General features: G+C 39.9%; 12 protein-coding genes. 7 read left to right on the top strand and 5 right to left on the bottom strand.

Annotation, left to right across the window (positions count from 1 at the left end):
• Positions 1-169: 169 nt before the first annotated feature.
• From QSJ81_RS09005 to cobT (QSJ81_RS08975), 7 genes are all read left to right on the top strand, one after another.
• Positions 170-655, top strand: a complete 486-nt coding sequence (locus QSJ81_RS09005; RefSeq protein WP_285717081.1) for a glutathione peroxidase — start codon at positions 170-172, stop codon at positions 653-655.
• A gap of 1 nt (position 656) precedes the next feature.
• On the top strand, positions 657-1,109 hold the full coding sequence (locus QSJ81_RS09000; RefSeq protein ID WP_285717080.1) for a MarR family winged helix-turn-helix transcriptional regulator: 453 nt from the start codon (positions 657-659) through the stop codon (positions 1,107-1,109).
• On the top strand, positions 1,106-1,513 hold the full coding sequence (locus QSJ81_RS08995) for a ferritin family protein (RefSeq protein WP_285717079.1): 408 nt from the start codon (positions 1,106-1,108) through the stop codon (positions 1,511-1,513). The genes QSJ81_RS09000 and QSJ81_RS08995 overlap by 4 nt, the downstream gene beginning before the upstream one ends.
• 222 nt (positions 1,514-1,735) lie before the next feature.
• On the top strand, positions 1,736-2,740 hold the full coding sequence (gene bioB, locus QSJ81_RS08990; RefSeq protein WP_285717078.1) for a biotin synthase BioB: 1,005 nt from the start codon (positions 1,736-1,738) through the stop codon (positions 2,738-2,740).
• An 11-nt stretch (positions 2,741-2,751) separates the two neighbouring features.
• A complete protein-coding gene (gene bioB / locus QSJ81_RS08985) occupies positions 2,752-3,744 on the top strand; it encodes a biotin synthase BioB (RefSeq protein WP_285717077.1) in 993 nt (330 codons plus the stop codon).
• 215 nt (positions 3,745-3,959) lie between these two features.
• Entirely contained in the window at positions 3,960-5,024 is a 1,065-nt protein-coding gene (cobT, locus tag QSJ81_RS08980; protein WP_285717076.1) for a nicotinate-nucleotide--dimethylbenzimidazole phosphoribosyltransferase, read from the top strand.
• Between the two features lie 13 nt (positions 5,025-5,037).
• Entirely contained in the window at positions 5,038-6,129 is a 1,092-nt protein-coding gene (gene cobT / locus QSJ81_RS08975; RefSeq protein ID WP_285717075.1) for a nicotinate-nucleotide--dimethylbenzimidazole phosphoribosyltransferase, read from the top strand.
• A gap of 56 nt (positions 6,130-6,185) precedes the next feature.
• Here cobT (QSJ81_RS08975) and QSJ81_RS08970 read toward each other — a convergent pair whose 3' ends face one another.
• The 5 genes from QSJ81_RS08970 to pgm form a co-directional block, all read right to left on the bottom strand.
• Positions 6,186-6,668, bottom strand: a complete 483-nt coding sequence (locus tag QSJ81_RS08970) for a chemotaxis protein CheW (protein ID WP_285717074.1) — start codon at positions 6,666-6,668, stop codon at positions 6,186-6,188.
• A gap of 38 nt (positions 6,669-6,706) precedes the next feature.
• Positions 6,707-7,762 carry a PocR ligand-binding domain-containing protein gene (locus QSJ81_RS08965; RefSeq protein WP_285717073.1) on the bottom strand — a complete coding sequence of 352 codons (1,056 nt, stop codon included), beginning with the start codon at positions 7,760-7,762 and terminating at the stop codon, positions 6,707-6,709.
• Between the two features lie 191 nt (positions 7,763-7,953).
• The gene (eutJ, locus tag QSJ81_RS08960) at positions 7,954-8,769 is read right to left on the bottom strand and encodes an ethanolamine utilization protein EutJ (protein WP_285717072.1); all 816 of its coding nucleotides are present in this window, start codon (positions 8,767-8,769) and stop codon (positions 7,954-7,956) included.
• 614 nt (positions 8,770-9,383) lie between these two features.
• Complete coding sequence (locus QSJ81_RS08955) at positions 9,384-10,670, bottom strand: purple acid phosphatase family protein (protein WP_285717071.1); 1,287 nt, start codon at positions 10,668-10,670, stop codon at positions 9,384-9,386.
• Positions 10,671-10,828: 158 nt separating this feature from the next.
• Complete coding sequence (gene pgm / locus QSJ81_RS08950) at positions 10,829-12,481, bottom strand: phosphoglucomutase (alpha-D-glucose-1,6-bisphosphate-dependent) (RefSeq protein ID WP_285717070.1); 1,653 nt, start codon at positions 12,479-12,481, stop codon at positions 10,829-10,831.
• Positions 12,482-12,507 lie beyond the last annotated feature (26 nt).

Below are 12,507 nucleotides of genomic sequence, written 5' to 3'. Positions count from 1 at the left end.
AACAGCACTTATTGAAAATCATTATCATTTAAATAATAATGCACTCTCCCTTATCCTGTCAAGATATACCATGTTTTTTTTAGTTTTGTAAGGCATCTTGACAATTCCTCTAAGGTTGTGTAAGATTCAATTGTGTAAAATCAATTTAATTCATAAGGAGCTAATAGCCATGAATATTTATGATTTTTCTGTCCCTACCGCCGATGGTAAACAACAATCCATGGAAGAATATAAGGATAAAATAGTTTTAATTGTAAACACTGCTAGTAAATGTGGTTTCACATCCCAGTATGAAGAACTCCAGGAATTATATGAGACATACCGAGATAAAGGAGTCGTCGTACTTGCTTTCCCCTGCAATCAATTTATGAAACAAGAACCAGGAAGCAACCTAGAGATTCAGCAATTTTGTTCTCTGAATTACGGTGTATCCTTTCCGGTCTTTGGTAAAATTAATGTAAGGGGCAAAGCTGCTCATCCTCTATTTCAGTATTTAGTGGAACAAACTCCATCATTACTCGGTAGCGGAATCAAGTGGAACTTCACTAAGTTTTTGGTTGATAGAAAAGGTCTTATCCGTAAGCGATATGCTCCTATCACCTCACCCAGAAAAATAGTTGGAGATATTGAACTTTTGCTGAAAGAGAGTTACTGACATGTCAAAAGACGAATTATTACACTTAGACAATCAACTATGTTTTGCTGTGTACGCCTGTTCGAAAGAAATCATTCGTTTATACCGTCCACTGCTTGACGCTTTGGGAATTACTTATACCCAGTACCTTGTATTGTTAGTACTATGGGAGACAACGCCTATCACTTTTAAAGAACTAAGCCAACGCCTTTATTTGGATTCAGGCACCCTAACACCTGTGCTTAAAAAAATGGAAAAAAGCAATTTACTGCTTAGGCAGAGGATGTTAGAAGATGAACGACAAATCATTGTTACCTTAACAGACAAAGGGAAAGACTTGAAACAAGCTGCATATTCTATTCCCCAGCAAATGATGTGCAGTTCCCCGTTAAATCCTACAGAGGCTATTGCACTACGAGACACATTACACAATTTATTAAAACAATTGCCAAAAGGCGAAGGAGAAAATATATGAGTTTATTAGGAATTACAAAAGGAACAGAAATCGAAAAACAAATTGCACACTTTGCCGAACTAGAGAGACAAGGAGCCGGCATGTACCAGGCCTTAGCTCGTTTAGCGAATGAACAAGGCTTGGAGGAACTAGCCGAAGATCTAAAAGCACTGGCTGCTGATGAAGCACGCCATGCTGGCTTATACACAGTATTAAATGGTGATATTAAACCGGATATCTTTTCAATACTACGTTTTGCCGCAGAAGCAGAACTTAGTGGCGAAGAAAAAATAAAAGCCTTTGCCCAAAAAGCACGAGATATAGGTCTGGATAATGTAGCCGAAGAAATAGAGACCGCAGCGATTGAGGAAGGACGCCACGGAATGATATTGAAGGAACTCATTAAGAAATACGAAAACAAATAACTGAATCACTAAGTTGACAATCTAATAATAAGATTCCAAAATACTGGCACTCCTTTTAATAGGAACGCCAGTATTTTTTATAGAATTAACAAGTAATTCTTATATTTACAAAATGTCATTTACAGCTTCTAAAAATAATAGTAAAATAAATACGTTAACCGCAAACTTCATTTCAGTTAACGTATTTTTATGAGAAGTATATATCTAATAAGGGGGTTAGGAATGGATTACCGTGAAATCATTACCCTTGGAGAGTACATATTAGAAGGCCAAGAAATTACTTATGAACAAGCCAAACAACTTACTAAAGTGACTGAGGAAGATATCCCCCTGCTTTCCGCTTTTGCTAATAAAATTAGAAACCAGTTTGCTGGAAAGGGTGTGGACATGTGTGGAATTGTTAATGCTCGTTCTGGTATGTGTTCTGAAGACTGTAAGTTTTGTGCACAATCCGCCCATCACCGCACAGATGCCCCCATATACAAATTACTTAGCACAGATAAGCTTCTAGCAGCTGCACAAAAAGCAGAATCACAAGGAGCCAAGCGGATTAGTGTTGTTACTAGCGGCAAAGGCATGAACCATGATTCCGATTTTAACAAGATCGTTGAAGCTCTACAAGTTATCATGTCTAAGACCAACCTAAAAGTCTGTGCTAACCTTGGAACCTTATCTGCCACGCAAGCCTTTCTCTTATCAGAAATAGGAGTTAAACGCTATGCCCATAACTTGGAAACAAGTAAAAATTTTTACCCTTCTGTGTGTACAACTCACCCTTATGAAGAACGATTAGCAACTATTAAAGTTGCTAAAGCTGCTGGCATGGAACTTTGTACTGGGGGAATTATTGGCATGGGCGAAAGTTGGTTAGACCGTATCGATTTTGCTTTTGCGCTACGAGAAGTTGATGTGGCTTCCATTCCTATAAATATTCTAAATCCGATTAAGGGAACGGCTCTCGAAGATATCCTTCCCCCGTCTCCCCTGGATATTATTAAGACTTTTTCTATTTTCCGTTTTATTTTTCCTGATAAGATTATAAGGCCCGCCGGTGGTCGTGAAATAAATTTACGGGATATGCAAGGGCATTTGATGCTTTCTGGTGCAAATGGCCTCATTATTGGAAACTATTTAACTTTTACAGGACGTGATACTGTAGCAGATTTTCAAATGGTACAGGATGCTGGACTAACACCAGCTGATACTCTTCATTATTCATTTATATAGGAGGAATAAACATGACTAATTATGACTTAATTTTTTCTTTAGGTAAAAAAGTATTAGACGGTAGTCAAATTACTTTTGATGAAGCCGTTGCCTTAACAACTATTGAAGAAGCTGATATTCCTATACTTCTCGGTGTCGCTAATAAGGTCCGGGAAAAGTTTACTGGTTCTTATGTGGATACCTGCCAAATTCTCAATGCTCGTTCAGGTAATTGTTCAGAAGACTGTAAGTTTTGTGCCCAATCCGCCCATCATGACGTACAAGTTGAGGCCTATCCTCTTATGAAAGAAGACGACATTATAAAGGCAGCAAAAAAAGCCGAAGCCGACTGTGCTTATCGCTTTTGTGTCATAACCTCTGGCTGTGGCATGGAAGGAGATCGAGATTTCGAACAAATCACTGATGCAATTAAAAGAATTGGTCAGGAAACAAGCCTTCAACGCTGCTGTTCTCTCGGCACTTTACAGGAAGAGCACGTAGCATCTTTAAAAGAAGCTGGTATCACTCGTTATCACCACAACCTAGAAACAAGTGAAAGCTACTTTCATGAAATATGTACCACCCATACTTATCAAGATCGTGTTAACACCATTAAAAGGATTAAGGCAGCAGGTATTGAAGTTTGCTCTGGCGGAATTATTGGTATGGGAGAAACTTGGCGTCAACGTATTGAATTAGCCTTCACTCTTAAGGAGCTAGATGCAGACTCTATTCCTATTAATGTTTTAAATGCAATTAAGGGTACTGCACTTGAAAACCAGGAAAAATTAAATCCGATGGAAATTCTACAGACCTTTGCTATTTTCCGACTTATCCTACCGACAAAGATTATTCGTTATGCTGGTGGCCGAGAACACAATCTTGGCGAATTAGTCCCTCTAGGTTTCTTATCTGGTGTTAATGGGATGTTGATTGGCAACTACCTTACCACACAAGGTCGAGGCGCCTCAAAAGATTTACAAACAGTAACAGATCTGGGGCTAAAATTGTTGAAAAATGGCTAAACTGAATATGTATTCTCCTTTATAAGGATTGACGACTACGGATTTCACTTGATATAATGACACTAATTTGATAAATAAGATTTATATACTATCCTATGTGAAAATCGTATAAGTCTGAATTAGTCTTTTACGCAAAAGCAATCCTGACTTTTTTGGCATTTGCCAGAAAAGTCTTTTTTCTGTATTGACTCTGATAAAATACACTGGAGGTTACTATGAGCTTATTACTGGAAACCTTATCACAAATTACCCCTTTAGATAAAGAGATCATGGAAAAAGTTCAATCACGATTAGATAGCTTAATTAAACCCGAGGGTAGTCTTGGCCGTTTGGAAGAAATAGTAAAGCAATATGCAGGGATACGGAAAGAAGAAGCACCTGAATTACCTCGTACTTGTATGGTTGTAGCTTGCGCCGACCACGGAGTAGCAATCAATCAAATTAGTGCCTACCCTATCGAAACCACTGCGCAAATGACTAAAAACTATGTTGGAGCAAAGGGCGCCAGTGCAAATGCCTTAGCAAACTTTTCTGGAGCTGACATGGTCGTGGTTGACGTAGGGGTTGCCGCAGACTTATCTGATACTGCCGGTCTATGGCACCGCAAAATTGCATTCGGTACAAAAGATTTTACCAAAGGACCAGCTATGACCCGAGAAGAAGCCATCATGGCTATCGAAACAGGGATTGAGATCGCTACCAATCGAGTACGTGCGGGCTATCGATGTTTCAGTCTTGGCGAAATGGGCATCAGTAATACTACCTCTAGTGCAGCAATTGTTACAGCCTTTTCTAATCTCACTCCCGAGCAAGCTACAGGCCGAGGAACTGGAATATCGGATAGCCGGCTTGCTTTTAAAATTAATATTGTTCGCCAAGCACTAGAGGTCAATCAACCCAATCCGCAAGACGGGCTTGACGTCTTGGCAAAAATTGGCGGTTTTGAGACGGGCCTTTTGGCAGGTGTTATACTAGGCGCCGCAGCTAACCGTTGTATGGTTGTCATTGATGGTTTGAATACGACGGCGGCTGCACTTATTGCACACGCTCTACAGCCTATGAGTACAAACTTTCTTGTACCTTCTCATTTATCTGGCGAGCCTGCCCACATTATTGCATTAAAACTCTTAGGATTAGAGGCATGTATTGATATGGGGATACGTTTGGGCGAGGCCATTGGAGCATCCATCGTTGTTGATATCCTCGGTGTTTCTATAAAAATGTTAAATAATATGACCACATTTGAAACTACTACTATTTCAAATAAAGTGGTTGATTAGAGGAGGGCATACTATGATTCAGGAAGTTATTTCGTCTATCAAATCTTTGGATAGTGTAGCTATGGATAAATGCCAAGTGCGTCTTGATAATTTAACAAAACCTCTTGGATGTCTACATGCCCTTGAACATTTAGCACGTCAACTTGCAGGTATTACTCGTAACCCAAGGCCTCGTGATCTTAAAAAAAGTATTCTTGTTCTAGCGGCTGATCACGGTGTAGCAGCCGAAAATATCAGTGTTTATCCTCAAGAAGTTACTGTAAAAATGATCCATCAGATAGCAGGCGGTGGTGCTGCTATTAATACCTTTGCTGAGCATGTTGCTGCTGATTTGCTTCTTATTGATATGGGCATCGCTACTGATTTACCATCACTTCTTGCCCTACGAAATGAGAAGATTGCCTTTGGAACGAGCAATATAAACCAGGGCCCTGCTATGTCAAGAGACCAAGCTATTAAAGCCATTGAAGCTGGAATTAAGATAGCTGCTGAGGAAATAAAAAAAGGTGTAACCGCTATAGGATTAGGCGAAGTGGGTATTGCCAATACTACCTCAGGTACAGCAATCGTTGCCACTTATAGCCAAATTCCTGTGTCCACACTAACAGGCAGAGGTATCGGCATAACAGATACAATGTTCAACAAAAAGATAAAGGTAATAGAAAATGCGATCACTATGAATTGCCCTAACCCAAGTGATCCAATCGATGTGTTAAGTAAATTAGGTGGTTTTGAAATTGCTGGCTTAGTAGGCGTTATACTTGGCGGAGCAGCTGGCGGAGCAGCTCTGATCTTAGATGGTCTTGTTACCAGCGCTGCTGCTCTTATTGCTGTCAAATTAGCTCCTCAAGTAAAAGATTATTTAGTTGGCTCTCATATTTCACCGGAACCTGCACATAAAGTCGCCCTTGATCTAATTAACCTTCCTGCTCACCTGCATCTGAATATGTCCTTAGGAGAGGGAACTGGTGCGGCATTAGGCATGTCCGTACTGAAAGCTTCCCTCCACGTGTTAAATGATATGAAAACATTCGGTGATGCAGAGGTAGCCGTGGCTCAGGATGGTCCAGGTGCACTAAAACAAGATAAAAATATTAAAGAGTAAAGATAAAGCCATGATAGCTTACAGTTCGCTATCATGGCTTTGCTCTTTTAAAATCATTATTTCCCCTTAACATATTGCTGCAAATTTTCCATGGTTAATTCATCTATTTCTACACCCGTCAAGAGTCTATCTACATCTAATATGACAACTAAACGCTCCTCTACTTTACCAATCCCAGTTATGTAATTGCCCGTCCCTTCTTGCATAAAAGATGGCGCAGGTTCGATCTCCTCGGAATTAAACAATACAATGTCAGTAACCTCATCTACCAAACACCCTACCATTAGATCATTGGCATGAACCATGATAATTTTACTATCATCACATATTACCTTATGTTCTAATTTAAGTTTTCTACGCAAATTAAAAACATACCGTACTTTATCTCTCCAACTTATCATACCTTCTATATCACTTAACGTGCCTGGGACAACCTGGATGTTTACTCTGTTTGTTCTAATAATACCATTCACTGCTGCTGCTTCTATGCCGAATTCCGTACCATTAATTTCAAAAACAACCATTTGCACACGTGCCATTTTATCATCTCCCAGTCACTTAATCCGAACCACTCTTCTTACATATCATTTGCTAAGTTATATAAATCTTCTGCCATACTTGTTACTTCTTCAATACTTGCCGTTACCTCTTCTATCGCAGCAGCCTGTTGCTCTACGGTTAGGCTTGTAGCATTCCCCATCGTAACGGTCTTATCTACAGACTGTTGAATAATCGTCGTAAATTCTTTAATTTTTCCTACCGTCTGTTTTGAATCCCCTGACAACTTGCGGATTTCTTGGGCCACTACACCAAAACCCAGTCCAGCCTCTCCCGCCCTAGCAGCTTCAATTGCCGCATTTAACCCTAGCAAGCGAGTTTCATCAGCAATTTCTTTGATAAAATCCATAACCTCATTAATTTTGCCTGATACCACGTTAACATTATTAATTTCACTATTTAAGGTGCTTTGATTATGACTAACATCATTAGCAGAAGCTGCTAGTTCTTCCATTGTTGCCGATATTTGAATAACGCTATCATTAATAGAACCAGCCATATTCTTTAGCTTACTTTGCTGGTACCACATCTTAGACAAAGTATTCGCTACCAAATATAAAACATTTGCAGCTGCTTCAACACTCTTTTTTGGTACTTGCTTAATTTCCCTCAGAGAATCAATATATTCGTCAGGATTAACACCAAATTCCTCCGCTATCTGACGATATTTACCTTCCTCTGGAGTTGAAGTCAATACCTGGCCTCCTAATATAGAACCTATTTGCCTGCCTTCTAACATGATGGGAGCCGCAAAATCCACTAAGCCGGCATGACAATCATAAATAGCCGGTTTACCTGTCCGTGCAGATTCTTCCCCACCTTTGCTATCACAACCCATACAGCCCTTAAGACCTAATTCAGAGCCCCTTGTATGCTTCATGCAAAAAGTTGTAAAATTACTAGGATTCGTAACCGGCTTACCTGTAATATCTACCGTAATGCTTGCTACCCCTACAGATTCTGCAAAGTTATCCTGAAACTTTTGGAGAAAGGCTATATCAATTATGTCTTCTAATTTAACATTTCTCAGATCCTCTATAGATTTTTCCTGTTCACCATTTATCTTCTTTTCCATAGATAACCCCTCCACATTTTTTTAATATTCAATTTATTTAAAAATTCGACATAATAAACCCTTACTCCCTTGGATTTTTCTAACATTTTAGTGGTACTTTCTTGCCGAATTTTATGTAAATAAGTAAAGGGTCCTTACTATTTCAATTTCTAAGCGAAATAGTATAGGACCCTTCTACGCAGGACAATATATTAGCCAAACATGGCAATTCCAAGAGGCGTAACCAATAAAGGATGGGGAGGAACATGGACCTCTCGGCCAAAGGCTTTGCTAAATTCTTCACCAAAACCGCTCAAATAAGCCGTACCACCTACTACATACACTGGATAATTGTTGTATTCTTCATAGCCTACCAGCATCTTTTTTACAATCGTCGCCATTTTCTCGATGACAGGCAACACCACTGGCATAATGCGCCGATGTTGACTTGTGTCTTTTTTAAGTACTTCCGCCTCTTCAAAGCTTATTTTATACGCTCCTGCTATCACTAGAGCGATATGAGTTCCTCCTGTTGCTTCATCAGCGGTAAAAACTAAGTCTCCATTCTTTAATACAGCAATTCCTGTAGTACCTCCTCCAATATCTACTACGATACCATGGGTGATATTCAATGCTTTGGCTGCTGCTACTGGTTCATCAACCTGGCAGACTGGATCTAAGCCGGCTCCAGAAATTACGTGTCCGCAGGCTTGTGCATTCCTGCCTACAGTACCTGGTGGAATAGCAGTGGCTCCTTTATCAAGAGTAATACCCATCCGTTTTTCTACTTCCGCCTTTAATTCTTCGACAATCATGGTAGCTCCCCGAAAATCAACCACCAAACCATCTTTAACGACAGATGCCCAACGTAAACTTCCCGCCACCGGATTTCCTTGGCTATCCGTGACAACCAGCACTACGTCCGCCGTACCAAGATCCACTCCCACTTTATAAGGGCCTGGCAAATCAGCCACCGTCCCAGTTTCAATGAGATGGTGTAACTGATGAATTTTCTCGTATGCTTCCATGCTAAATCCTCCCTGTATAACGCCCCTAGGGACAACTTACTACTATTTATGATACCTTTACTATTATCCGATTCCTCCTGCATATCCTGCCAGAGATAAGCGAATTGCATGCCCTCTTCTTTTACTATATTGCTCAGATTCATAAGAAAAACGTTACGCGTCCTTTTTGAAACACAAAGACACAAAGATCACAAAGAAAACATTGGATACGGAGGGCGTAAAGGATTTGAACCACAGAGAAGCAGAGGACACAGAGAAAATAGATAGAGTTATAAAATCCCCTCAGCGTTCTCTGCGCCTCTGTGGTTCATCATTTTTCTCACCTTTTTAACAAAATCATTTACTTTCTAACATAATAAAAAACGTTAACACGCCTTGCGTATATTAATTAAAAACATTGTAAACACGAAGACATGAAGAATTTGAAGGAAACAAAATAAATATATATCTCCCATCGTGTGTTTTGTGTCTCTTCACGCTCTTCGTGCTTATTGTTTTTTCTACAAAGCGCCACATATTATTAATATCAAAAATGTATACTCTCTTATTCCGCAAAAAATAGAACCGCGATCCCCTGAAAGGTGAATCGTGGTTTATATATAGAATATTCTAGATTACTTAGATCCCGTTGCTTTTTTCTCAATCGTCCAGGCATCAATCTGTACACCGCTTTGTTTATATGCCTTTACTCCTAGTACATCACCTTGTACTTCTACCGTAATATAGTTTGGTTCATCTACTGGATTATAGAAAAATTCATTCCATTCCTTATGGATTGTATCGTTATATGTCTTACTACCACTTCGTCCTGTAGCCACATAAACCGTCCCTTTAGTTATCTTATCTACTAAGTCACCATTTTTCAAAGGATACGTACGGGCATATACATGATCGTGTCCAGTAAAGACCACATCTACCTGATATTTATCAAGTATGGGCACAAAGGCACGCCTAACGTTCTCCCCCTCTTCTCCTGGCTTATTATTGTACAGCGGTCGATGGGAAAAGACGACTTTCCATTTCTTTGTTGTATTTTGCAAATCTTTTTCTAACCAAGTTTTCTGCATGTCTAACATAGAAGGCACAAAACTGGCCTCTTCTCCTGCTTGGCTATCTAGCATAATAAAATGCACATCCCCATAGTCAAAAGAGTAAACTTGCCGTTTCAAATTTTCCGGACCATTCATTGGCACCTTAAACTGAGCAGTAAAGAATATAGGCATAGAAAATTTTCTTTCTGGCGTATAGTTCTCATGATTACCCGTTAAAGGCATAGCAGAAATGGTATCAATAACTCCCTTGGAGCCATCAAACCAAGCATTCCACTGGGCATAATCCTGACCAACATCGACTAGATCGCCCACGTTGGTGAAAAATGCTGCATCTTGATTAGCCTGATAGGCCTGCTGCACCGTTGCACGCCAAGTATTATAATTAATACTTTGGGAATCACCAAAGACCAAAAACTTAAACCCTGAAACCTTTGATGGAGCAGTAAGGAAGGTGCGAGGTTCACTCCACGAACTTCCATCACCTACCTGATACTTATAGCGAGTATTAGACTTAAGACCAGTCAGTGTCGCAGAATGAATACTCATACTTCCCATATTTGTAGACAATTGCTCTACTTCTGCAATTGCTATTTTAGTAGCATTGGGTAGTAGCTTACTATCAGTTACTTCAGCATACTGCACTTGCCCTGCTTCTGTCGTAACTTCTGTTCTCCAGGTAATTGTCTGTGTCGTCCTCGGATCACCTGCCCAGGTGAGAGTAATATGGTCAGCTCCTGAGGCAGTAGCCACAGGCTGATTTTGGAAAAGTACTGATGAAAACCCTGCTAATAATACAGCAACGAAACAAACTAGTAATAAACTCTGGTAAATTTTCTTTTTTTGTAACATATTATTCCCCTTTAGCTATCAGAATCCTTTTAAAGTATACCTTTCAAAAAACCACGGAGGACGTGGGACACAAAGAGTAATTTTTGATACGCTAATTCAACTCCTCTTCTGTGTCCTCTGCGCCTCTGTGGTTCAATTTTTCCACGCCTTACTTTTTTTTACACTCCACTGGTTTTAAAAGCTTTATCGACTATTTCCTTAGCCTCTTTTTGAATTTGTTTAAGATGATCAGCACCGTTAAAGCTCTCTGCATATATTTTGTAGACATCTTCCGTACCAGAAGGTCTAGCGGCGAACCAGCCATTGGCAGTACAAACCTTTAGTCCACCTATATCAGCCTGATTACTAGGTGCTTTGGTAAGCTTGGCAGTAATTTTTTCCCCTGCAAGAGTATCTGCTGTCACCTGTTCGGGGGAAAGTTTAGATAACACTGCTTTTTGTTTCCCATTGGCAATGGCATCGATACGTTCATAGACTGGTGCACCAAACTTATCAGTTAAATCCTGATAGTGTTCGCCAGGATCTCGTCCTGTTTTGGCTGTAATTTCGGCGGCTAATAAACAAAGAATAATCCCATCCTTATCCGTCGTCCAAACCCTTCCATCTTTTCTCAAAAAGGATGCGCCTGCGCTTTCCTCACCACCGAAGCCAAAGGAACCATCTACCAATCCATCAACAAACCACTTAAAACCCACTGGAACTTCAGCAAGTTTCTTTCCTAAGTCCATGGCAATACGATCAATCATGGAAGAGCTAACTAACGTTTTACCGATAGCTGCATCAGCGCGCCACCCTTTACGATCTTGAAATAGATAAGATATGGCTACGGAAAGATAATGATTAGGATTCATTAAGCCAACGCTAGGAGTTACAATGCCATGACGATCAAAATCTGGGTCATTGCCAAAGGCAAGATCATATTTGCCTCGTAGTTCAATAAGCCCTGCCATAGCGTAGGGTGAAGAACAATCCATACGAATTTTACCATCACCATCTACATTCATAAAACTAAAAGTAGGATCAGGATCACCATTGATTAGATCAATCCCAATACCATAAGTTTCTGCTATAGGCATCCAATAACCAAGACCTGCACCACCAAGTGCATCTGCTCCCAATTTTAGACCAGCAGCCCGAATTGCGTCCATATCAATAATATTCTTCAAATCATTCACATAGGGTGTGATGAAATCATACTCATGGATGTTATCAGCTTTCAGTGCTTTTTCATAAGGCATACGTTTAATCTCTTGATTGCCATTTTTTAAAAATTCATTGGCTTTATCAGCAATCCATTTGGTAATGTGTGTATCGGCGGGACCGCCATTCGGTGGATTATATTTAATGCCTCCATTATCCGGCGGATTATGAGATGGGGTAATAACAATCCCATCAGCCAAATTGGCTTTTCTTCCTCTATTGTATTGCAAGATAGCATGAGAAATACCTGGTGTCGGAGTGTAATTCATATCTTTAGCCAGCAAAGTTTCTATACCATTAGCAGCAAGTACTTCTACTGCTGACATGAAGGCAGGCTCAGACAAAGCATGGGTATCAAAACCAATAAATAAAGGCCCCGTTATTCCTTGTTCTGTACGATAGCAGCAAAGGGCTTGGGTAATAGCATAAATGTGATCTTCATTAAAGCTAGATTTTAACGAATTTCCTCTATGGCCAGATGTCCCGAAAGCAACCTTTTGCGAAGGCTCGTTAACATCGGGTTTATTAACATAGTAGGCGCTAACCAGACGTGGAATATTAACCAACATATTTTTAGGAGCCTTTTTACCTGCCAATGGATGAATCGACATAGATATACCTCCAGCTTATAAATTTA

Origin of the sequence: Pelosinus sp. IPA-1 (genome assembly GCF_030269905.1) — a bacterium.
Classification (GTDB): Bacteria; Bacillota; Negativicutes; order DSM-13327; family DSM-13327; genus Pelosinus.
The sequence above is the reverse complement of the archived record's forward strand: the minus strand, read 5'-3'. Positions and strand labels throughout refer to the sequence as shown.